Origin of the sequence: Burkholderia sp. 22313, assembly GCF_052045245.1 — a bacterium.
Lineage (GTDB): Bacteria > Pseudomonadota > Gammaproteobacteria > Burkholderiales > Burkholderiaceae > Burkholderia.
The window spans coordinates 84,073-106,876 of sequence record NZ_JBQEON010000020.1; the positions used below are offsets into that span (position 1 = coordinate 84,073).

A 22,804-nucleotide genomic window follows, 5' to 3' on the forward strand; every position below is an offset into this window, starting at 1 on the left:
CGATATGGCAGCTAGCGAAGGCACGCGCGGTCCGGATCCGTCCGAGTACATTGCGCACCACTTGCAGAACTTTTCCACCGCGCATCAGACGTCGATTTTCGACATTCATGTCTGGAACCTCGACACGCTGTTCTGGTCGATCGTCTGCGGCATCGTGACGTTCGTCCTGCTGCGCCTGGCCGCCCGCAAGGCGACCTCGGGCGTGCCGGGCCGCTTCCAGTGCGCGATCGAGATGCTGGTCGAAATGGTCGAGGACCAGTCGAAGGCCATCGTCCACGGCAACCGCACCTTCATCGCTCCGCTCGCCCTCACGGTGTTCGTGTGGGTCGCGCTGATGAACTCCCTCGACTTCCTCCCGGTCGACCTGCCGGGCCGCGTGATCGGCCTGCTCGGTCTGTCGGACGTGATTTCCCACCATCGCATCGTTCCGACGGCCGACCTGAACGGCACGCTCGGCATCGCGCTCGGCGTGTTCGTCCTGATGATCTACTACAGCATCAAGATCAAGGGCGCGGGCGGTTTCGTACATGAGCTGCTGTCGGCGCCGTTCGGTGCCCACCCGCTGCTGTGGATCCCGAACCTCGCGCTGAACATCGTCGAATACCTCGCGAAGACCGTCTCGCTCGGCATGCGGTTGTTCGGCAACATGTACGCGGGTGAGCTGTTGTTCCTGTTGATCGCCCTGCTCGGCAGCATGTGGAGCTTCGGTGGCGACGCAACGTTCCTCGGCTTCGTTGGTCATGTGATCGCGGGTAGCGTCTGGGCAATCTTCCACATCCTGATTGTTCTGTTGCAGGCATTCATTTTCATGATGCTGACGCTGGTGTATCTCGGCCAGGCGCACGACAAGCACTAAGCGGCATCAAGCGCGGCGTGCAAAAAAGAGTTTCCGTTTTAGTTTTTTAATTCTCAGTTCCAAGTCTTTTCACAAAGGAGTGATCATGCAAGCTTACATCGCCAACATCCAGGGTCTGACCGCCATCGGTATCGGCATCATCATCGGCCTGGGTGCTATCGGCGCCTGTATCGGTATCGCGCTGATGGGTGGCAAGTACATCGAAGCCTGCGCGCGTCAGCCGGAACTCATCAACCCGCTGCAAACGAAGATGTTCCTGCTGGCCGGCCTGATCGACGCTGCATTCCTGATCGGCGTTGGTGTCGCAATGCTGTTCGCGTTCGCGAACCCGCTCCTGTCGAAGCTCGCAGGCTAAGGTTCCACGGAAATTTGCGTCCGGCGTGAGCCGGCGCAGGGCGGAACGGAGACTTGGGGCGCTGATCGAATGCAACTCGATGAGCGCCTTACCGTTTCATTTTTCCGGAATAGCAGATAAGGAAACACCGTGAATCTCAACGCAACTCTGTTTGCGCAAATGGTCGTGTTCCTGGTCCTCGCGTGGTTCACGATGAAATTCGTGTGGCCGCCGTTGATCAACGCCCTCGACGAACGTTCGAAGAAGATCGCCGACGGCCTCGCCGCCGCGGAGAAGGGCAAGGCGGAACTCGACGCAGCGCACAAGCGCGTGGACCAGGAACTCGCGCAGGCCCGCAACGACGGCCAGCAGCGCATCGCCGACGCTGAAAAGCGTGCCCAGGCGGTCGCCGAGGAAATCAAGGCCAACGCCCAGGCTGAAGCCGCCCGCATCGTCGCTCAGGCGAAAGCGGAAGCAGAACAGCAAATCGTGAAGGCGCGCGAAGCGCTGCGTGGCGAAGTCGCCTCGCTGGCCGTGAAGGGCGCCGAGCAGATCCTGAAGCGCGAAGTCGATCAAACGGCCCACGCCCAACTGCTGAATCAACTGAAAGCCGAGCTCTGATCATGGCCGAACTTGCAACCATCGCCCGCCCTTACGCAGAAGCGCTGTTCCGCGTGGCCGAGGGAGGTGACATCGCCGCCTGGTCCACGCTCGTGCAAGAGCTGGCCCAGGTTGCGCGTCTGCCGGAAGTGCTGTCGGTCGCGTCGAGCCCGAAGGTGACGCGCACGCAAGTAGCCGAGTTGCTGCTTGCTGCGGTGAAGTCGCCGGTCGCGGCCGGCGCCGAAGCGAAGAACTTCGTGCAGATGCTGGTCGACAATCATCGCATCGCGCTGCTGCCGGAAATTGCCGAGCAGTTCGAGGCGCTCAAGAACGAACGTGAAGGTGCAGCCGACGCCGAGATCGTGAGCGCGTTCCCGCTGAACGGCGCGGATCTCGAAAGCCTCGTCTCTGGCCTCGAACGCAAGTTCAAGCGCAAGCTGAAGCCGACGGTCGAAGTCGATTCGTCGCTGATCGGCGGCGTGCGCGTGACGGTCGGCGACGAAGTGCTCGACACCTCGGTTCGCGCGCGCCTCGCATCGATGCAGGCTGCCTTGACCGCCTGAGCGCCACGCCGGCACGCAACAGAATTGACTATCAGGAGCGAATAATGCAACTCAATCCCTCTGAGATCAGCGAGCTGATCAAGAGCCGGATCCAGGGCCTTGAAGCGAGCGCAGACGTTCGCAATCAGGGCACCGTGATCTCCGTGACCGACGGTATCGTGCGTATCCACGGCCTGTCGGACGTGATGCAGGGCGAAATGCTCGAGTTCCCGGGCAACACGTTCGGCCTCGCGCTGAACCTCGAGCGCGACTCGGTCGGCGCGGTGATTCTCGGCGAATACGAACACATCTCGGAAGGCGACATCGTCAAGACGACGGGCCGCATTCTCGAAGTCCCGGTGGGTCCGGAACTCGTCGGCCGCGTGGTCGATGCGCTCGGCAACCCGATCGACGGCAAGGGCCCGGTCAACGCCAAGCTGACCGACGCGATCGAAAAGATCGCCCCGGGCGTGATCTGGCGTAAGTCGGTGTCGCAGCCGGTGCAGACGGGCATCAAGTCGATCGACGCGATGGTGCCGATCGGCCGTGGCCAGCGTGAGCTGATCATCGGCGACCGTCAGTGCGGCAAGACCGCGGTGGCGCTCGACGCGATCATCAACCAGAAGGGCAAGGACCTGATCTGTATCTACGTCGCGATCGGCCAGAAGGCTTCGTCGATCATGAACGTGGTTCGCAAGCTCGAAGAAACGGGCGCGATGGAATACACGATCGTCGTCGCCGCTTCGGCATCGGATTCCGCCGCGATGCAGTACCTGGCACCGTACGCCGGCTGCACGATGGGCGAATACTTCCGCGACCGCGGCCAGGACGCGCTGATCATCTATGACGACTTGACCAAGCAAGCGTGGGCATACCGTCAGATCTCGCTGCTGCTGCGCCGCCCGCCGGGCCGTGAAGCGTACCCGGGCGACGTGTTCTATCTGCACTCGCGTCTGCTCGAGCGTGCTGCTCGCGTGTCGGAAGAGTACGTCGAGAAGTTCACGAACGGCGAAGTGAAGGGCAAGAGCGGCTCGCTGACGGCACTGCCGGTCATCGAAACGCAGGCTGGCGACGTGACCGCGTTCGTTCCGACGAACGTGATCTCGATTACCGACGGCCAGATCTTCCTGGAAACCGACCTGTTCAACGCAGGCATCCGCCCGGCAATCAACGCCGGCGTGTCGGTGTCGCGCGTCGGTGGCGCCGCGCAGACGAAGGTCGTGAAGAAGCTGTCGGGCGGTATTCGTACCGACCTCGCGCAGTACCGTGAACTGGCCGCATTCGCTCAGTTCGCATCGGACCTCGACGAAGCGACCCGCAAGCAGCTCGAGCGCGGCCGCCGCGTGACGGAACTGCTGAAGCAGCCGCAGTACCAGCCGCTGCAGGTCTGGGAACTGGCCGTGTCGCTGTACGCCGCGAACAACGGTTACCTCGACGATCTCGACGTCAAGCAAGTGCTGTCGTTCGAGAAGGGCCTGCGCGACAACCTGAAGACCAGCCACGCTGACCTCATCAAGCGCATCGAAGACACCAAGGATCTCTCGAAGGACGACGAAGGCGCACTGCGCTCGGCGATCGAATCCTTCAAGAAGTCCGGTGCCTATTGATCCGCGAGTGACACACTGAGGCCGCGCGGGTGCTGATGCGCCCGCGCCGCTTCGGTCAAGGAGCAAGCTATGGCTGGAATGAAGGAAATTCGCGGCAAGATCAAGAGCGTGCAGAACACGCGCAAGATCACGAAGGCGATGGAGATGGTGGCTGCATCGAAGATGCGTCGCGCGCAGGAACGCATGCGCGCCGCTCGTCCGTATGCAGACAAGGTCCGTGCCATCGCCGCGCACATGAGCCGTGCGAACCCGGAGTACCGCCACCCGTTCATGGTGGCAAACGACGGCGCGCAGACGGCCGGCATCATCCTCGTCACGACGGACAAGGGTCTGTGCGGCGGCCTGAACACCAACGTGCTGCGTGCGACGGTGCAGAAGTTCAAGGAGCTGGAAGAGAAGGGCCAGAAGGTCGAAGCCACCGCGATCGGTAGCAAGGGCCTCGGGTTCCTGAACCGCTTCGGCGCGAAGGTGATGTCGCAGGTCGTGCACCTCGGCGACACCCCGCACCTGGACAAGCTGATCGGCGCCGTGAAGACGCAGCTCGATCTGTACTCGGAAGGCAAGCTGTCGGCGGTTTATATCGCTTACACGCGCTTCGTCAACACGATGAAGCAGGAAGCCGTGATCGAGCAGTTGCTGCCGCTGTCGTCGGAACACTTCGAAGCCGATGACGGTACGCCGGCCACGTCGTGGGATTACATCTACGAGCCGGACGCGCAGGCAGTCGTCGACGAACTGCTCGTGCGTTACGTCGAGGCGCTGGTGTATCAGGCCGTCGCGGAGAACATGGCGTCCGAGCAATCGGCGCGGATGGTCGCGATGAAGGCCGCGTCCGACAACGCGAAGACGGTGATCAGCGAACTGCAGCTCGTGTACAACAAGAGCCGCCAGGCCGCGATCACGAAAGAACTGTCGGAGATCGTCGGCGGCGCAGCCGCTGTTTAAGCGCGCGCCCGGGACGACAACTGCGCCTTTGCGCGAGTAAAGAATCAGGTATTTAAAGGAAAAGCGATGAGTACTGCTGCTTTGGTAGAAGGCAAGATCGTACAGTGCATCGGCGCCGTTATCGACGTGGAATTCCCGCGCGACAGCATGCCGAAGATCTACGACGCGCTTATTCTCGATGGCTCGGAACTGACGCTCGAAGTCCAGCAACAGCTGGGCGACGGCGTGGTCCGTACCATTTGTCTGGGTGCATCCGACGGCCTGCGCCGCGGCCTGACCGTGAAGAACACGGCCAAGCCGATTTCGGTGCCGGTCGGCAAGCCGACCCTCGGTCGTATCATGGACGTGCTCGGCCGTCCGATCGACGAAGCCGGCCCGATCGAGAGCGACGTGACGCGTTCGATCCACCAGAAGGCTCCGGCGTTCGACGAACTGTCGCCGTCGACCGAACTGCTCGAAACGGGTATCAAGGTCATCGACCTGATCTGCCCGTTCGCAAAGGGCGGCAAGGTTGGCCTGTTCGGTGGTGCAGGCGTGGGCAAGACCGTCAACATGATGGAGCTCATCAACAACATCGCGAAGGAACACGGCGGTTACTCCGTGTTCGCGGGCGTGGGTGAGCGTACCCGTGAAGGGAACGACTTCTACCACGAAATGAAGGATTCGAACGTTCTCGACAAGGTCGCGCTGGTGTACGGCCAGATGAACGAGCCGCCGGGCAACCGTCTGCGCGTCGCGCTGACCGGCCTGACGATGGCCGAGCACTTCCGTGACGAAGGCCTCGACGTGCTGTTCTTCGTCGACAACATCTACCGTTTCACGCTGGCCGGTACCGAAGTGTCGGCACTGCTCGGCCGTATGCCGTCGGCAGTGGGCTATCAGCCGACGCTGGCTGAAGAAATGGGCAAGCTGCAAGAGCGCATCACGTCGACCAAGAAGGGCTCGATTACGTCGGTTCAGGCCGTGTACGTCCCTGCGGACGACTTGACCGACCCGTCACCGGCGACGACCTTCGGCCACCTGGACGCAACCGTCGTTCTGTCGCGTGACATCGCTTCGCTGGGTATCTACCCGGCGGTCGACCCGCTCGACTCGACGTCGCGCCAGATCGACCCGAACGTGATCGGTGAAGAGCACTACTCGATCACCCGTCGCGTTCAGCAGACGCTGCAGCGCTACAAGGAACTGCGCGACATCATCGCGATTCTGGGCATGGACGAACTGTCGCCGGAAGACAAGCTGTCGGTCGCACGTGCGCGTAAGATCCAGCGTTTCCTGTCGCAGCCGTTCCACGTCGCTGAAGTGTTCACGGGCTCGCCGGGCAAGTACGTGCCGCTGAAGGAAACGATCCGTGGCTTCAAGATGATCGTCGACGGCGAGTGCGACCACCTGCCGGAACAGGCGTTCTACATGGTCGGCACGATCGACGAAGCCTTCGAAAAGGCCAAGAAGATCTCGTAAGGGGCGGGCGTAACGCAGCGGGCGCCGTGCGTCCGTGATGGATACCATGATGGTATCTTTTCGCGGATCGGCGTCCACGCGACACGCTCAACCCGCCGTGCATGGGATCGGAGTCGGCGCTGAAGCGCCAACTCCGATCGACAGGAGTCGATATGGCAACCATCAAAGTAGACGTCGTCAGCGCGGAAGAGCAGATCTTCTCGGGCGAGGCGAAATTCGTCGCGCTGCCGGGCGAAACGGGTGAGCTGGGTATTCTGCCGGGTCACACGCCGCTGATCACGCGGATTCGTCCGGGTGCGGTGCGCATCGAAGTCGAGGGCGGCAACGACGAATTCGTGTTCGTCGCGGGCGGCATTCTCGAAGTGCAGCCGGGCGCCGTGACGGTGCTCGCCGATACCGCGATCCGCGGCAAGGACCTCGATGCGGCGAAAGCCGAGGAAGCGCGCAAGCGTGCCGAGGAAACGCTGCAGAACGCGAAGTCGGACCTCGACCTCGCAAAGGCGCAATCCGAGCTCGCGACCGCGATGGCGCAGCTCGAAGCGATCCAGCGTCTGGCGAAGATTCGTAGCCGGCACTAAGCCGCGCGCGCGTATCTCGCGAAAGAAAGCAGCCTTCGGGCTGCTTTTTTTTCGCCCATCGTTTTCGTCTGTCGATTGCGGGCCGGACCGTATCGGCCGGTCGTGCTATTTCATCCACCCACCGCGATTTGATGTCAGAGTGTCGTCAGCGGAGCGCGGCATCATCCGCTCGGAGGCAACCCGTCGCGATCGCGGCGGAGCAGGCGCGCCGGCGCGTGCATTGACCGCGCGCCAGGCCGATCAGACAAAACGGACGGAGACATCGATGGCAGCAGACCTTGGCATGGAGGCGCTGATCGCGCCCGAAAACGGACTGTCGTACGTGCGCGGCGCGACCCACGTGCCGCTATCCGACGCGACGCTCAGCCGGTTCCTGCTCGACACGGCCGGCCGCTTTCCCGATCGTCCGGCCGTCGTGTTTCGCGAGCAGCAGGTGCGCTGGACCTGGCGTGCGTTCGCGCATGAGGTCGACGTGCTCGCGGCCGGTCTCGCCGCGCTCGGGATCGAGAAGGGCGATTGCGTCGGCATCTGGTCGCCCAACCGGAGCGAATGGCTGCTCACGCAGTTCGCGACCGCGCGCCTCGGCGCGGTCCTCGTCAACATCAATCCGGCCTATCGCCTCGCGGAACTCGAATACGCGCTGAACAAGGTCGGCTGCAAGGCCGTGATCGCGGCCGAACGCTTCAAGAGCTCGGCGTACGTCGAGATGCTGCAGAGCATCGCGCCGGAGCTCGCGAGCGCGACGCCGGGCGACCTGCATGCGGCGCGCGTGCCGAGCCTGCGCACGGTGGTGTCGATGGGCGAGGTCGCGCCGGCCGGCATGTTCCGCTTCGCGGACGTGATGGCGCGCGGCCGCGACACGCTCGATGTCGCGCGGCTCGACGCGATCGGCGCGACGCTCGCGGCGACCGACCCGATCAACATCCAGTTCACGAGCGGCACGACCGGCAGCCCGAAGGGCGCGACGCTCACGCACCGCAACGTCGTCAACAACGCGCGTTCGATCGCGATGGCGATGCGCTTCACGGAGCAGGACGCGCTGTGCATCCCGGTGCCGCTGTACCACTGCTTCGGGATGGTGCTGGCGGTGCTCGCATGCGTGTCGAAGGGGGCGGCGATGGTGTTCCCCGGCGAGGCGTTCGATCCGGTCGCGACGCTCGCGGCCGTCGCCGACGAACGCTGTACCGCGCTGCACGGCGTGCCGACGATGTTCATCGCGGAGCTCGATCATCCGGACTTCGCGAAGTTCGACCTGTCGACGCTGCGCACCGGCATCATGGCCGGCTCGCCGTGCCCGATCGAGACGATGAAGCGCGTGGTGTCGCAGATGCACCTGTCGGAGATCACGATCGCATACGGGATGACGGAGACGAGCCCCGTGTCGTTCCAGAGTTCGACCGACGATCCGCTGGAGAAGCGCACGACGACGGTCGGTCGCATCCAGCCGCATCTGGAGGTGAAGATCGTCGATCCGAACGGCGACATCGTGCCGGTGGGCGAGACGGGCGAGCTGTGCACGAAGGGCTATTCGGTGATGCTCGGCTACTGGGACGACGACGCGAAGACGCGCGAGGTGCTGGTCGACGGCTGGATGCATACGGGCGACCTCGCGACGCTCGACGCGGACGGTTACTGCAACATCGTCGGCCGGCTGAAGGACATGGTGATCCGCGGCGGCGAGAACGTGTATCCGCGCGAGATCGAGGAATTCCTGTTCAGGCATCCGAAGATTCAGAGCGCGCAGGTGTTCGGCGTGCCCGATGCGAAATACGGCGAGGAGCTGTGCGCGTGGATCGTGCTGCGCGCGGACGAGCAGATGTCGGAGGACGACGTGCGCGCGTTCTGCCACGGCCAGATCGCGCACTACAAGATTCCGCGCTATATCCGCTTCGTCGACGAGCTGCCGATGACGGTGACGGGCAAGGTGCAGAAGTTCGTGATGCGCGAGCGGATGATCGACGAACTGAAGCTCGACGTGCAGAAGACCGCATAAGCGGTTCGGCGGCGGAAATAACGCGATGGCCTGCGGGCCGTTGCGTTTTCGATGGACGAAAAAAAGCGGGCTTATTAGCCCGCTAAAAACCACACGCTACGGGGTTAGCGCGAGGAGACCAAAGATGAAACCGGATCCGGCCGGAGCCGGAAACGACTCCAACAGGGATGCCCCTCGGAAGGGCTTCGGTACGTGACCGACTGGCTCGCAGCGCTTCGCGTCCGCTCACACTTGGCACACGAGACCGCATCCGTGTTGAAACCGTTGAGGCCATTGTGGGCGAATTAACGAGCCGTCGCGGTAACAAAGTGTTTCAGGTTGTAACGCCCGCCGGATAAGGCTTTCCGGGATTTTTTGCTGTTTTCGGGATCCTGAGAAAGGTCATATTTACTCATCTTTTCCGCAGAGTTTTCATCGTATGCGCGTGATGCGTTTTTCATGCGTATCGACGTCGATGAAATGCCCATTTACGCGCCCGAATGCGCATCGCGCGATAGATATCGCGTATGAGGATTCATTCGTCGGAAAGATTTTGAAACGTGATCGGCGCGCGCGATAGTCGGCCATTCGGCCAGTTTTCACCGTTTCGCCGCTTCCGCGCGCAGTGCCAATGCGTAACGACGGCGCGCCGGACGGCCGCCGGACACCGTCGCCAGTATCGGCGTAGCCGGCGGCAGCCGCGGGGGCGATGCCCGTTATCGGCCGCCGCCCCACGCGGTGGCGCTTACTTCAGCCACTTGTCGGAAATGGCCTGATATTCGCCGGTCGACAGCGCGAGGTGCAGCCACTGGTCGACGTACTGCTGGAACACGACGTCGCCACGCGGCACCATGTAGGCCTTTTCGCCGAACTGGAACGGCTTGTCCGGATGCACGGAGCACAGGCCCGGATTCAGTTTTTGCTGCAGCTGCGTCTCGGACGCATCCGTCACCATCACGTCGGCCTTGCCCGCGAGGATCTGCTTGAAGATCGTCACGTTGTCGGGATAGACGGTCAGCTTCGCGTGCGTGAAGAACTGCTTCGCGAAGCGCTCGTTGGTGCCGCCCGGGTTCACGATCACGCGGGTCTCGGGCCGGTCGATCTGCGCGACGGTCTGGTATTTGTCGGCATCCGCGCAGCGCACGATCGGCGTCTTGCCGTCGACCACGTACGGCTGCGTGAAGAACACGCGCTTCTGGCGCTCGAGCGTCGTCGACACGCCACCCACCGCGATGTCGCATTTCGCGACGAAGTCGTTGGTGAGGTTCGACCAGCTCGTCTTCACGAAGTCGGCCTTCACGCCGAGCGCTTTCGCGAGCGAGTCGGCCATGTCGATGTCGATGCCCTCGAAGCGGCCGTCCGTCCGGTAGTACGAATACGGCTTGTAGTCGCCCGTCGTGCACACGCGCAGCGTGCCGCGCGCGAGCACGTCGTCGAGCCGCGAGCCGGCGGCAGCGGCGGTCGCGGGTGCGGTCGTGCCCTGTGCGTGCGCGGCGGCGCAGCAAAACAGCAGGGCAGCGGTGAGCGTGGCCAATGTGGCGGATATCTTCATCGGTCTCCTCCGTCGTTCGGTTTCGGTATCAGCGTCCGATCATAACGGAGCCATCGCGCGCGTCATATGGCCGCCATCGCATCGGCATACGCAGCCGTGCGGCCCCGCTCCGGTAAAATGCCGCTTTGCCTTCGCATCGTCGCTCATACCGTGGCCCATAACCTGCTCAACGACACCTTCCTGCGTGCGCTTCTGCGCGAGCCGACCGAATACACGCCGATCTGGCTGATGCGCCAGGCCGGCCGCTACCTGCCCGAATACAACGCGACGCGCGCGCGCGCCGGAAGCTTCCTCGGCCTCGCGAAGAATCCCGACTACGCGACCGAGGTGACGCTGCAGCCGCTCGAGCGTTTCCCGCTCGACGCCGCGATCCTGTTCTCGGACATCCTGACGATTCCCGACGCGATGGGCCTCGGCCTCGACTTCCAGGTTGGCGAAGGGCCGAAGTTCGCGCATCCGGTGCGCACCGAGGCCGACGTCGCGAAGCTCGCGGTGCCGGACATCGAGGAGACGCTCGGCTACGTGACGGGCGCCGTGCGCGAGATCCGCCGCGCGCTGACCGACGGCCAGGGCCGTCAGCGCGTGCCGCTGATCGGCTTCTCGGGCAGCCCGTGGACGCTCGCGTGCTACATGGTCGAAGGCGGCGGATCGGACGATTTCCGCACGGTGAAGTCGATGGCGTATTCGCGTCCCGACCTGATGCACCGGATCCTCGACGTGAACGCGCAGGCCGTGGCCGCGTACCTGAACGCACAGATCGAAGCCGGTGCGCAGGCCGTGATGATCTTCGATACGTGGGGCGGCGCGCTGGCGGACGGCGCGTACCAGCGCTTCTCGCTCGACTACATCCGCCGCGTGGTCGCGCAGCTCAAGCGCGAGCATGACGGCGAGCGCGTGCCGGTGATCACGTTCACGAAGGGCGGCGGGCTGTGGCTCGAGGAAATCGCGGCGACCGGCGTCGACGCGGTCGGGCTCGACTGGACGGTCAACCTCGGCGCCGCGCGCGAGCGCGTCGCGGGGCGCGTCGCGCTGCAGGGCAACCTCGACCCGACGATCCTGTTTGCGCCGCCGGCGGCGGTGCGCGAGCAGGCACGCGCGGTACTCGACAGTTACGGCAACCATCCGGGCCACGTGTTCAACCTCGGTCACGGCATCTCGCAGTTCACGTCGCCCGACCATGTCGCCGAACTCGTCGACGAAGTGCATGCTCACAGCCGCAAGATCCGTAGCGGAGCGGCGCTCTGAGCGCAAGCGCTGTCATGCTGCACTGCGGGATGACAACGTTTCGTTGCCGACACTAAACAGGGCGCAACCCCGCACCGGTTACCGATTCATGGCTTGTCAAGACTTGACTTATACACATTTCCCACGTTGCAGCGCGGTAGAGCCCTGTATCGGTCAAATTGTCTCGCTATGGTTGGGGAATTTGAATAGCAGCCTTATGGAATAAGGCTCCGCGGGGCACCGCAGAGGGCGGCCAAAATCAGCGGAAAGCACGGCCCCGCGCGCTTCGCGGCTGTTGAACGGCGAGTTCTCAACAAAGTTATCCACAGGCTGGTCAGGGTATACGGCGATTCCTAATGCGAATCCAAAACTTAGCGCCGAATCTGAAGTTTTACTTTAAGTTCGCCACCTTGATGCGATCGCGGATGCAAGCCGTCCGCACGGCCTGTGCCGCCGCGGGAGCGCGGTGATGGACGGCACCTATCTGCGGGTCGCGCTCGACCATCCGCTCGCCACCCTGTTCGACTACCGCTGCAACGTCCAGCCGGCACCCGAGCCCGGCACCTTGGTCCAGGTGCCGTTCGGCAAGCGGCAGGTGGTCGGCCTCGTCTGTGAAGTAACGACTCACACCGACGTCCCGCCGTCCCGGCTGCGGGCGATCGACGCCATCTGCACCGAGCTGCCGCCGCTAGCGCCGGACTGGCTCGCGCTCGTGTCGTTCGCGGCCGACTACTACCAGCGCGGCCGCGGCGAGGTCGCGCTGCCGGCGCTGCCGCAGGCGCTGCGCGACGCAGAACGCTGGGGACGGCTGCTCGCGCCCGAGGTGCGCTATCGGCTGAGCGAAGCCGGCCGCGCGGCGCTGCCCGATGCCCTGCCCGCGCGCGGGGCCGCGCTGCGGCGGCTCGCGCAGGCGCTCGCCGACACCGATTCGCTGACCTTGCCCGACGCGCGTGCGCGCCATCCGAAGGCCGTCGCCACGCTCGACGACTGGGCTGCGCGCGGTTGGGTCGCCATCGAGGAAATCGGCTGGGCCGATGCGCCTGTGCCCAAAGCTGTGGATAACCTGTCGACAACCGGTGGACGAGCTGTGCCGCCGGCGCTCACCGACCAGCAGGCCGAGGCGCTCGACGCGATTCGCGCCGCACAGGGTTTCGCGCCGTTCCTGCTGCATGGCGTGACGGGCAGCGGCAAGACCGAGGTCTATCTGCATGCGCTCGCGGCGCTGCTCGATGCGCGGCCCGACGCGCAGGCGCTCGTGCTCGTGCCCGAAATCAACCTGACGCCGCAGTTCGAGGCCGCCTTTCGCGCGCGCTTCGCGGGCACGCTCGCCGACGACGCGATCGTCACGCTGCACAGCGGGCTGGCCGAGGGCGAGCGGGCGCGCAACTGGCTCGCCGCACATACGGGCCGGGCGCGGATCGTGCTCGGCACGCGGCTCGCGGTGCTCGCGTCGTTGCCGACGCTTGCGCTGATCGTCGTCGACGAGGAACACGAGCCCGCGTACAAACAGCAGGAAGGATTGCGCTATTCGGCGCGCGACCTCGCGGTGTGGCGTGCGAAGCATCTCGGCATTCCGGTCGTGCTCGGTTCGGCGACGCCGTCGCTCGAGAGCTGGTGGCAGGCCGAGCAAGGCCGCTACACGCGGCTCACGCTGTCGCGCCGCGCAGTGGCCGACGCGACGCTGCCGACCGTACGGCTGATCGATCTCGAAGAAGAGCGGCGGCGCGGGCGCGCGTCGATGGGCGGGCTGTCGGGGCCGCTCGTCGCGGCGCTGAAGGCGCGGCTCGAGCGCGGCGAACAGAGCCTCGTGTTCCTGAACCGGCGCGGCTATGCACCGCAGCTCGCGTGCGACGCATGCGGCTGGGTCGCCGGCTGCCCGCGCTGCAGCGCGTATGTCGTGCTGCACAAGCCCGAGCATGCGCTGCGTTGCCATCACTGCGGCTGGGAAGCGCGGATTCCGCGCTCATGCCCGGATTGCGGGAACGTCGATATCGCGCCGCTCGGGCGGGGCACCCAGCGCATCGAGGAGGCGCTCGCCGAGGCCGTGCCGGGGGCGCGAATCCTGCGGATCGACGCGGACAGCACGCGGCGCAAAGGGAGTGCGCAGGCGCTGTTCTCGGACGTGCATGCGGGCGAAGTCGACATCCTGGTCGGCACGCAGATGATCGCGAAGGGGCACGACTTCCAGCGCGTGTCGCTCGTCGGTGTGCTCAACGCCGACACCGCGTTGTTCTCGCACGACTTCCGCGCGAGCGAGCGGCTGTTCGCGCAGCTGATGCAGGTGAGCGGGCGCGCCGGGCGCGCCGGGCTGCCGGGCGAGGTGCTCGTGCAGACGCGTTATCCGCGTCACGCGCTGTACCACGCGCTCGGCCGGCAGGATTACGTCGGCTTCGCGAATTCGACGCTCGGCGAGCGCCGCGACGCGCACCTGCCGCCGTTTGTCTATCAGGCGCTGCTGCGCGCCGAGGGGCGTACGATCGACGCCGCGCTCGCGTTCCTGCTGCAGGCCGCGGCCGTGTTGCCGGGGCTGCCGGGTGCCGATCGCGTGACCGTCTACGACGCGGTGCCGATGACGATCGTGAAGGTCGCGAACGTCCACCGCGCGCAACTGCTGCTCGAAAGCGCGTCGCGGGCCGCGCTGCAGCATGCGCTGCGCGCCTGGCAGCCGGAGCTGCGCGCGCTGAAGGGCGTGCTGCGCTGGAGCCTCGAGGTCGATCCGCTGGATATCTGATGCGCGCCACGACGGCGGTTGCCGCGCGGCGCGCCGGTGGCCGATGCAGCCGGCATCGCCACCGTAGCCGAGCACCGGGCCGGACGCGATCGCGCCGCGGACCCGCTCCATACCGGTTTGCGGCACGCGCCCGCACGCCCAGTGCAACCCGTTTTTCCCTTTCACGCGTCGCGTCGCGGGTTGCCCGCGCGCGTCAAACCGGTCCGATCAGGGAAAACACCGATCCGCCGACCACGGGCAACCCCTAGGTTGCAACCATCTAAGTGGCTGATTATATTGACTAACTTATGGGTGCAACCAATCTCGCAATTTGGTTGCACCTTTTTATTGCGTGCCGTAGGATTTCGCGCATCCTCTCACACCACATTGCCGGGCTCGCACCGGCGCACGAACCCACCATGGCAAGCACGACTCTCGGCGTCAAAGTCGATGACCTTCTCCGCTCGCGCCTGAAAGACGCGGCGGCGCGTCTCGAGCGCACTCCCCACTGGCTGATCAAGCAGGCGATCTTCGCGTATCTCGAGCGGATCGAGCACGGCCAGTTGCCGCCCGAGCTGTCGGGCAACAGCGGCGTGACGGAGCTTGCCGACGGCCAGACGCCGGACGGCGACGACGACAACTCGCCGCATCCGTTCCTCGAATTCGCGCAGAACGTGCAGCCGCAATCGGTGCTGCGCGCGGCGATCACCGCCGCGTATCGCCGCCCCGAGCCGGAATGCGTGCCGTTCCTGCTGGGCCAGGCGCGTGTGCCGGCGGCCCTGCAGGCCGACGTGCAGACGCTCGCGACGACGCTCGTCGAAGCGCTGCGCGAGAAGAGCTCGGGCGGTGGCGTCGAAGGGCTGATCCACGAGTTCTCGCTGTCGAGCCAGGAAGGCGTCGCGCTGATGTGCCTGGCCGAGGCGCTGCTGCGCATTCCCGATCGCGCGACCCGCGATGCGCTGATTCGCGACAAGATCAGCAAGGGCGACTGGCGTTCGCACGTCGGCCACGCGCCGTCGCTGTTCGTGAACGCGGCGACCTGGGGGCTGATGATCACCGGCAAGCTCGTGACGACCAATAGCGAAGCGGGCCTGTCGTCGGCGCTCACGCGCCTGATCGGCCGCGGCGGCGAGCCGCTGATCCGCAAGGGCGTCGACATGGCGATGCGCCTGATGGGCGAGCAGTTCGTCACCGGCGAGACGATTTCCGAAGCGCTGGCGAACAGCCGCAAGTACGAAGCGCGCGGCTTCCGCTACTCGTACGACATGCTCGGCGAAGCGGCGACGACCGAAGAGGACGCGCAGCGCTACTACGCGTCGTACGAGCAGGCGATCCACGCGATCGGCAAGGCGGCCGGCGGCCGCGGCATCTATGAAGGCCCGGGCATCTCGATCAAGCTGTCGGCGCTGCACGCGCGCTACTCGCGCTCGCAGCAGGACCGCACGATGAGCGAGCTGCTGCCGCGCGTGCGCGCGCTCGCGCTGCTCGCACGCCGCTACGACATCGGCCTGAACATCGACGCGGAAGAAGCCGACCGTCTCGAACTGTCGCTCGACCTGCTCGAGGCGCTGTGCTTCGATCCGGATCTTGCGGGCTGGAACGGCATCGGTTTCGTCGTGCAGGGCTACCAGAAGCGCTGCCCGTTCGTGATCGACTACCTGATCGACCTCGCGCGTCGCAGCCGTCACCGCCTGATGATCCGTCTGGTCAAGGGCGCGTACTGGGACACCGAGATCAAGCGTGCGCAGGTCGACGGCCTCGAAGGCTATCCGGTCTACACGCGCAAGATCTATACGGACGTGTCGTATCTCGCGTGCGCGAAGAAGCTGCTCGCGGCGCCCGACGCCGTCTACCCGCAGTTCGCGACGCACAACGCGTACACGCTGGCCGCGATCTATCACCTGGCCGGCCAGAACTACTACCCGGGCCAGTACGAATTCCAGTGCCTGCACGGGATGGGCGAACCGCTGTACGAGGAAGTCACGGGCCGCGACAAGCTGAACCGGCCGTGCCGCGTGTACGCACCGGTCGGCACGCACGAAACGCTGCTTGCGTATCTCGTGCGCCGCCTGCTGGAGAATGGCGCGAACACGTCGTTCGTGAACCGCATCGCCGATAAAACCGTGCCGGTGAAGGAACTGGTCGCCGATCCGGTCGACGAGGCGTCGAAGGTCGTGCCGCTCGGCGCGCCGCACACGAAGATCCCGCTGCCGCGCAACCTGTACGGCGACGAGCGACCCAACTCGATGGGCCTCGACCTGTCGAACGAACACCGTCTCGCGTCGCTGTCGTCCGCGCTGCTCGCGAGCGCGCACCATCCGTGGCGCGCGGCGCCGATGCTCGCCGACGATGCGCTCGCCGACGCACCGGCACGCGACGTGCGCAACCCGGCCGATCAGCGCGACATCGTCGGCACGGTCAGCGAAGCGACGGCCGAGCACGTGAGCGCGGCGCTCGCGCACGCGGTCGCCGCCGCGCCGATCTGGCAGGCGACGCCGGTCGATGCGCGTGCCGACTGCCTGGTGCGCGCGGCCGACCTGCTCGAAGCACAGATGCACACGCTGATGGGCCTGATCGTGCGCGAAGCCGGCAAGTCGCTGCCGAACGCGATCGCCGAAATCCGCGAAGCGGTCGACTTCCTGCGCTACTACGCGGCGCAGATCCGCGACGAGTTCTCGAACGACACGCATCGCCCGCTCGGCCCGGTGGTCTGTATCAGCCCGTGGAACTTCCCGCTCGCGATCTTCATGGGGCAGGTCGCCGCCGCGCTCGCGGCCGGCAACACGGTGCTCGCGAAGCCGGCCGAACAGACGCCGCTGATCGCCGCGCAAGCCGTGCGCCTGCTGCGCGAGGCCGGTGTGCCGGCCGGCGCGGTGCAACTGCTGCCGGGCACGGGCGAGACGGTCGGCGCCGCGCTGGTCGCCGATGCGCGCACGCGCGCGGTGATGTTCACCGGCTCGACCGAAGTCGCGCGCCTGATCAACAAGACGCTGTCCGCGCGCCTCGACCCGGACGGCAAGCCGATTCCGCTGATCGCCGAAACCGGCGGCCAGAACGCGATGATCGTCGACTCGTCGGCGCTCGCGGAGCAGGTCGTCGCGGACGTGATGCAGTCGTCGTTCGACTCGGCCGGTCAACGGTGTTCGGCGCTGCGCGTTCTGTGTCTGCAGGACGATGTCGCGGACCGCACGCTGACGATGCTGAAGGGCGCGATGCACGAGCTGGCGCTCGGCAACCCGGACCGGCTGTCGACCGACGTCGGCCCGGTGATCGACGGCGAAGCGAAGCTGACGATCGACACGCACGTCGCGACGATGAAGGACAAGGGCCACACGGTCACGCAGCTGTCGTCGCCGGAAGCCTGCGCGCACGGCACGTTCGTGCCGCCGACGCTGATCGAGATCGGCAGCATCGACGAGCTCAAGCGTGAAGTGTTCGGCCCGGTGCTGCACGTGGTGCGCTATCGCCGCAACCAGCTCGACAAGCTGCTCGAGCAGATCCGCGCGACGGGTTACGGCCTGACGCTCGGCATCCACACGCGGATCGACGAGACGATCGCGCACGTGATCTCGAACGCGCACGTCGGCAACATTTACGTGAACCGCAACGTGATCGGCGCGGTGGTCGGCGTGCAGCCGTTCGGCGGCGAAGGGCTGTCGGGCACGGGCCCGAAGGCCGGCGGCGCGCTGTACCTGCAGCGCCTGCTCGCGACGCGTCCGTCGGGCCTGCCGCGTTCGCTCGCGCAGACGCTGATCGCGGACGGCGCGGTCGAAGGCGACGCGCGCGGCAATCCGGCGGCGGCGCTCACCGCGCTGCGCGACTGGCTGATCGAGCAGCGCGAACCGGCGCTGGCGGCCCGTTGCGACGGCTATCTGGCACAGGTGCCGGCCGGCGCGACGGCGGTACTGACCGGCCCGACGGGCGAGCGAAACACGTATACACTCGGCCCGCGCGGCACGGTGCTGTGCGTCGCCGCGACGCCGGGCGGTGCGCGCGCGCAGTTCGCGGCAGTGCTGGCGACGGGCAACCGCGCATTGTTCGCCGGTGCGGCGGGCGAGGCGCTGGTGGCCGCGCTGCCGGCTGCGTTGAAGACGCATGCGGCCGTGCGCAAGCAGGCCGACGCGCCGTTCGACGCGGTGCTGTTCGAAGGCGACAGCGACGAATTGCAGACGCTCGTGAAGGAGGTCGCGCAGCGGCCGGGCCCGATCGTGTCGGTGCAGGGCGTGTCGGCGGGCGCGTTCGAGAACGGCGATACGGAAGACTACGCGCTCGAGCGGCTCCTGACCGAGCGCTCGGTCAGCGTGAACACGGCCGCGGCGGGCGGCAATGCGAATTTGATGACGATCGGCTGACCATCCTTGCCGTTCGGATCAAACAAAGGAAGCGGCATGGCGATCCCGAAGCCGCTCCATTTACCCTGGTACCAAGGAGATGCTATGCAACACACGATGAAAAAGCTGGCAGGCGCGACGTTCGTCGCTGTCATGTCGCTGGCGGGGACGGCCCATGCGGACGACGTGAAGATCGGTTACGCAGGGCCGATGACGGGCGCCCAGGCGCACTACGGCAAGGATATGCAGAACGGGATCGTGCTCGCGCTGGAAGACTTCAACGCGACGAACCCGAAGATTGGCGGCAAGCCGGTGAAGTTCGTGCTCGAGACGCAGGACGACCAGGCTGACCCGCGCACCGGCACGACGGTGGCACAGAAGCTCGTCGACGACGGCATCAAGGGCATGCTCGGCCACTTCAACTCGGGCACGACGATTCCGGCATCGCGCATCTATGCGAACGCCGGCATTCCGGAAATCGCGATGGCGACGGCACCGGAATACACGCAGCAGGGTTACAAGACGACCTTCCGCATGATGACGTCCGACACGCAGCAGGGCTCGGTAGCGGGCACCTTCGCGTCGAAGGATCTCGGCATGAAGAAGATCGCGATCGTCGACGACCGCACGGCCTACGGCCAGGGTCTCGCCGACCAGTTCGAGAAGGCCGCGAAGGCCGGCGGCGCGACGATCGTCGACCGTGAATTCACGAACGACAAGGCGGTCGACTTCAAGGCGATCCTGACCAAGATCAAGGCGACGAAGCCGGACCTCGTCTACTACGGCGGCGCGGATTCGCAGGCAGCGCCGATGGTCAAGCAGATGAAGACGCTCGGCATCACCGCACCGCTGATGAGCGGCGAAATGGTGAAGACGCCGACGTTCCTGAAGATCGCGGGCAACGCGGCCGACGGCACGATCGCGTCGCTGGCAGGCCTCCCGCTCGACGAAATGCCGGGCGGCAAGACGTACGCCGAGAAGTACAAGAAGCGCTTCGGCGAAGACGTGCAGACCTACTCGCCGTACTCGTACGACGGCGCGATGGCGATGATGAACGCGATGAAGAAGGCCGATTCGACCGATCCGGCGAAGTACCTGCCGGTGCTCGCGAAGACCGACATGGCCGGCGTGACGTCGACGCACGTCGCGTACGACGCGAAGGGCGACCTGAAGAACGGCGGCATCACGATGTACAAGGTCGAGAAGGGCGAGTGGAAGCCGCTGAAGAGCATCGGCGGGAAGTAAGCAGTCAGTCTTGACGTGGGGAGCGGGCGGCGGCAGAACGTTGCCGTCTCGCGCCTCGTGCGGAAAAGCCACCAGTCCCGTCGGGGCCGGTGGCTTTTTCTTTGGGGGTACGCAGCCGGCAGTAGTGCAGGGGGGCGCCGCATGCGTATGTGCCACCGCATCGCCGTGATCGGCGGCAGTATGACGTTACTTGCCGTCGCAGCACTTGTTAGGGCAATCGGGCAGGAAGGAAATTTCCACACGTCGCCCATTGTCCACGTCGCCATGCGAATAGACGCGAGCGCTCTTCTTGATGGTCCCGCGTAAAAAACCTAGTTCCTCCAACAGCGCATACGCGGTTTGCAATCTCGATTGCGCAAGGGCCAGTGCTCCCGGTTCACTTTCCTCGGCATGGCCGCTGATCAGCGTCGTTTCTTTGGTTAGATGATTTGCATAATCGAGTTTTTGGTCGGCTACCCATTTTGCAATGCGGACGATCTCCGAATTCGATATGTGCGAGCTATCTCTCGAAAAGTAGACGTCGAAGTTCTCGCTGGCGATGCATGCGAATACCGGATTGGAGGTGAGAAGACTCAGGCCAAGAATAAACTTAAGCATTGTAGATGACGTATCCGGCAATACTGTCGGCATTGTTGATTGCTTGATTCGGATTTTCGGCTCCAAACGCCAAACACTCCTCCATGAAGTATCTGTGATCCTTGGTTCCCATTGTGTCGTCGAAATGACTCGCCTCATGAATCAGAGTGGAAACCATGGAATCTTTCTCCCATGAGAAGTCTCGCATTGTACAAAAATCGGGATGTATTGCAATCGTATGAGTTACGGTATCCGGCGAACACACTGATGCCGCGACTCCCGATTTGTTCGAATTTGGAACGCATCCAATATGTTTGAATCGCTCGCTATCCCATCGCGTGAAATTGGAACCGGTGAGTGCCTTTAGTACTCGAGCGATTGCAGTCAGGCCTGTCAATAGCGATATGCGGGTGCCTTCATCGGTTCTGCCGAACCACTGTAATACGCGTGCCTTGTCAGCGTTGGACCAGCGCTGCAAATCCTCGATTCTTGTGTCGATGAGAGAAACGGCTCGGTCGCGCTTACTCAATACCATTTCACGGAATTCCTTGTTTGTCATGTTGTGGCATATTTTTTCGGTATTGATTGTTACTTCTACCATCGACCCGGGATTGGTGTTGGTGACGGCACCTGAGTGTACGAGGAACCATTCTCCGCCGTCATTCACATCAAAATTTTTCATTGCTTCAATGTTCCATCGTATAGATTTTCAGAGTTGCCGAGACGTCGGTGGCGATCCGATGTGTTTGCCCGGCCGTGTCCGTGGTGCCCGTGAAAATCTGGCCAGTGTCGGTAACGATTCGGTAGCGGATGTTCGCGAGCGGGCGGCGGGAGTCATCGAGCAAGGTGAATTGCTCGTCGTGTACGGCAGCCGATCGAGCAAATGACCGCTCGGCTGCATCAGATTTGCGCCCATTCAGCGCCGCAGTCTCTCCTGCAGTAAAAATCATCCGCATGCCGCGCTCAGCGTAGAAGATCGGCGGCGGGTTGCATCCGCAGACATTGATATCCCCGCTCAATGCCCACTGTTTGCCGTTCGGGCCGGTACCGGGCCAGCGTGGCCCTTGCGGTGCGATGTACCCTTCACGCTTGCAGGCCGTACAGTAGGTCTTCATGTCGAGCGTGGCGATATGAACCCTCGGCGGCGGATCCGAACAGGTCACGGTGTCGAGGCCTTCGACAATCACCGCTTCCCCGGCGCAGTCGCCTTTGGCAAGAAAGTAGCGGATCATGGGCGCTACCTCAGTGGGGCCTGGACGAGCGGGTGACGACGCTAAATACAACGGACGACGCTACGCCTTGTCGCTCGGGGCTATCGGTGATCGTGTCGCCGTTATCGAGTTCGCTGCCAACGAATGCGAGCGGCGCGAAGTCAGGCCCGTCGGCCAAACCCAGACCGCTCGTCACGCGCGCGGTTGAACCGTCCGGATAGTGGATCAGGTCGCCCATCGTGGCAGCCTTTCCCAAGTGCGGCGCTACTTCCCACGTGCCGGAAGGCTCGCGCAATACACCGCCGCGCGCTGTTGTCGCGCCACGTACCGCCAGTCTGTAGGCGGGCGGCGCGAGCGGCGGCACATAGGTCGGATCGAACAGACCCGCAACGCGTTGCCCATCCCCCACGTGAATGCCCCATGAACTGCGCAGCGTTTCGGTAATGCGGTCGCCGTTGCTCAACCGGCTGCCCACCAATGCGAATGGCTTGCCTCCGCTATGGTTGTTTCCCGCGCCGTCGATAATCGCGGCCTCGCTGCCGTCGTCATAGGTCACTACATCGCCGACGCAGGCGACTTCCAATCCAGCCAAGGTCAGGCCGCTGGTTGCGGTGGTGATACGTCCGCCGCGTTCCGTGAGCGCGCCAACGGTGGCGAAAAGATGGGTCGGTACTTTGAGTTCGTTTTTCATCCGGCTTCCCTGTCTCGATAAATGGAATGGCTGCCTAGAGACGCTATTCCAGACAAGAAACGTCGATCAATCGGACGAATATGATTTAGTACCGTTAACTTCTGTTACTTATTCCGTTCTGCTTGCTGCATTGGCCGCCGCCATGCGCCGAACATCAGGTCGACGAACGCGGGCGTGTTCAGGCACATCGCGGCGACCCGGTCGCCGGCCGCGACGCCGAGCGCGCTCAACACGGCCGCCGCGCGGTGCGAGCGATCGCGTGCCTGAGCGTAGGTGATCGGCGTGTCGCCGTGGATCAGGAACGGCTTGTCGGGCGTCGCGCGGGCGGCGCGGTCGAGGGCGGCGACGAGGTTCATGGCGGCTCCGGGT

At 64.5% G+C, this 22,804-nt stretch carries 19 protein-coding genes and 1 pseudogene; 13 read left to right on the plus strand and 7 right to left on the minus strand.

Annotated features, from left to right (window positions below):
- Positions 1-4: 4 nt before the first annotated feature.
- The 9 genes from atpB (at position 5) to ACTJKF_RS18090 (ending at position 8,916) form a co-directional block, all read left to right on the plus strand.
- Positions 5-856: a F0F1 ATP synthase subunit A gene (gene atpB, locus ACTJKF_RS18050; RefSeq protein ID WP_440624849.1), complete on the plus strand. Its 852-nt coding sequence runs from the start codon at positions 5-7 to the stop codon at positions 854-856.
- Positions 857-941: 85 nt separating this feature from the next.
- Positions 942-1,211 (plus strand): F0F1 ATP synthase subunit C, encoded by a 270-nt coding sequence (gene atpE, locus ACTJKF_RS18055; protein ID WP_006482730.1) that lies wholly within the window; start codon positions 942-944, stop codon positions 1,209-1,211.
- A gap of 129 nt (positions 1,212-1,340) precedes the next feature.
- Positions 1,341-1,811 (plus strand): F0F1 ATP synthase subunit B, encoded by a 471-nt coding sequence (locus tag ACTJKF_RS18060; RefSeq protein ID WP_006751767.1) that lies wholly within the window; start codon positions 1,341-1,343, stop codon positions 1,809-1,811.
- Between the two features lie 2 nt (positions 1,812-1,813).
- Entirely contained in the window at positions 1,814-2,353 is a 540-nt protein-coding gene (locus ACTJKF_RS18065; protein WP_014895498.1) for a F0F1 ATP synthase subunit delta, read from the plus strand.
- A gap of 44 nt (positions 2,354-2,397) precedes the next feature.
- Positions 2,398-3,939 (plus strand): F0F1 ATP synthase subunit alpha, encoded by a 1,542-nt coding sequence (atpA, locus tag ACTJKF_RS18070; protein WP_014895499.1) that lies wholly within the window; start codon positions 2,398-2,400, stop codon positions 3,937-3,939.
- A gap of 69 nt (positions 3,940-4,008) precedes the next feature.
- The gene (gene atpG / locus ACTJKF_RS18075) at positions 4,009-4,884 is read left to right on the plus strand and encodes a F0F1 ATP synthase subunit gamma (RefSeq protein WP_057927954.1); all 876 of its coding nucleotides are present in this window, start codon (positions 4,009-4,011) and stop codon (positions 4,882-4,884) included.
- A 66-nt stretch (positions 4,885-4,950) separates the two neighbouring features.
- Entirely contained in the window at positions 4,951-6,345 is a 1,395-nt protein-coding gene (gene atpD, locus ACTJKF_RS18080; RefSeq protein ID WP_039322510.1) for a F0F1 ATP synthase subunit beta, read from the plus strand.
- A gap of 152 nt (positions 6,346-6,497) precedes the next feature.
- Entirely contained in the window at positions 6,498-6,923 is a 426-nt protein-coding gene (locus ACTJKF_RS18085; RefSeq protein ID WP_006477288.1) for a F0F1 ATP synthase subunit epsilon, read from the plus strand.
- A 265-nt stretch (positions 6,924-7,188) separates the two neighbouring features.
- Complete coding sequence (locus ACTJKF_RS18090; protein ID WP_440624850.1) at positions 7,189-8,916, plus strand: AMP-binding protein; 1,728 nt, start codon at positions 7,189-7,191, stop codon at positions 8,914-8,916.
- A 284-nt stretch (positions 8,917-9,200) separates the two neighbouring features.
- Here ACTJKF_RS18090 and ACTJKF_RS18095 read toward each other — a convergent pair whose 3' ends face one another.
- Both ACTJKF_RS18095 and ACTJKF_RS18100 read right to left on the minus strand, forming a co-directional pair.
- Entirely contained in the window at positions 9,201-9,356 is a 156-nt protein-coding gene (locus ACTJKF_RS18095; protein ID WP_440624852.1) for a hypothetical protein, read from the minus strand.
- A gap of 284 nt (positions 9,357-9,640) precedes the next feature.
- On the minus strand, positions 9,641-10,447 hold the full coding sequence (locus ACTJKF_RS18100; protein ID WP_440624854.1) for a transporter substrate-binding domain-containing protein: 807 nt from the start codon (positions 10,445-10,447) through the stop codon (positions 9,641-9,643).
- Between the two features lie 150 nt (positions 10,448-10,597).
- Between ACTJKF_RS18100 and hemE the strand changes: the two genes are divergently transcribed.
- The 4 genes from hemE (at position 10,598) to ACTJKF_RS18120 (ending at position 19,957) form a co-directional block, all read left to right on the plus strand.
- Positions 10,598-11,692, plus strand: a complete 1,095-nt coding sequence (gene hemE / locus ACTJKF_RS18105; protein WP_440624856.1) for a uroporphyrinogen decarboxylase — start codon at positions 10,598-10,600, stop codon at positions 11,690-11,692.
- 448 nt (positions 11,693-12,140) lie between these two features.
- Positions 12,141-14,402 carry a primosomal protein N' gene (locus ACTJKF_RS18110; RefSeq protein ID WP_440624857.1) on the plus strand — a complete coding sequence of 754 codons (2,262 nt, stop codon included), beginning with the start codon at positions 12,141-12,143 and terminating at the stop codon, positions 14,400-14,402.
- A gap of 398 nt (positions 14,403-14,800) precedes the next feature.
- On the plus strand, positions 14,801-18,733 hold the full coding sequence (putA, locus tag ACTJKF_RS18115; protein ID WP_440624859.1) for a trifunctional transcriptional regulator/proline dehydrogenase/L-glutamate gamma-semialdehyde dehydrogenase: 3,933 nt from the start codon (positions 14,801-14,803) through the stop codon (positions 18,731-18,733).
- A gap of 84 nt (positions 18,734-18,817) precedes the next feature.
- Positions 18,818-19,957, plus strand: coding sequence for a branched-chain amino acid ABC transporter substrate-binding protein (locus ACTJKF_RS18120; RefSeq protein WP_440624861.1), 1,140 nt, complete (start codon positions 18,818-18,820; stop codon positions 19,955-19,957).
- 186 nt (positions 19,958-20,143) lie between these two features.
- Here ACTJKF_RS18120 and ACTJKF_RS18125 read toward each other — a convergent pair whose 3' ends face one another.
- The 5 genes and pseudogenes from ACTJKF_RS18125 to ACTJKF_RS18145 form a co-directional block, all read right to left on the minus strand.
- Complete coding sequence (locus ACTJKF_RS18125; protein WP_440624863.1) at positions 20,144-20,554, minus strand: hypothetical protein; 411 nt, start codon at positions 20,552-20,554, stop codon at positions 20,144-20,146.
- Positions 20,547-21,215 (minus strand): M35 family metallo-endopeptidase, encoded by a 669-nt coding sequence (locus ACTJKF_RS18130; RefSeq protein WP_440624865.1) that lies wholly within the window; start codon positions 21,213-21,215, stop codon positions 20,547-20,549. Before ACTJKF_RS18130 ends, ACTJKF_RS18125 begins: the two co-directional genes overlap by 8 nt.
- A 4-nt stretch (positions 21,216-21,219) precedes the next feature.
- Positions 21,220-21,765, minus strand: a complete 546-nt coding sequence (locus ACTJKF_RS18135; RefSeq protein WP_440624866.1) for a hypothetical protein — start codon at positions 21,763-21,765, stop codon at positions 21,220-21,222.
- Between the two features lie 10 nt (positions 21,766-21,775).
- The gene (locus ACTJKF_RS18140) at positions 21,776-22,435 is read right to left on the minus strand and encodes a PAAR domain-containing protein (protein ID WP_440624867.1); all 660 of its coding nucleotides are present in this window, start codon (positions 22,433-22,435) and stop codon (positions 21,776-21,778) included.
- A gap of 137 nt (positions 22,436-22,572) precedes the next feature.
- Positions 22,573-22,791 (minus strand): annotated as a pseudogene (locus ACTJKF_RS18145) (AMP-binding protein); the annotation flags it as partial.
- Between the last annotated feature and the right edge of the window lie 13 nt (positions 22,792-22,804).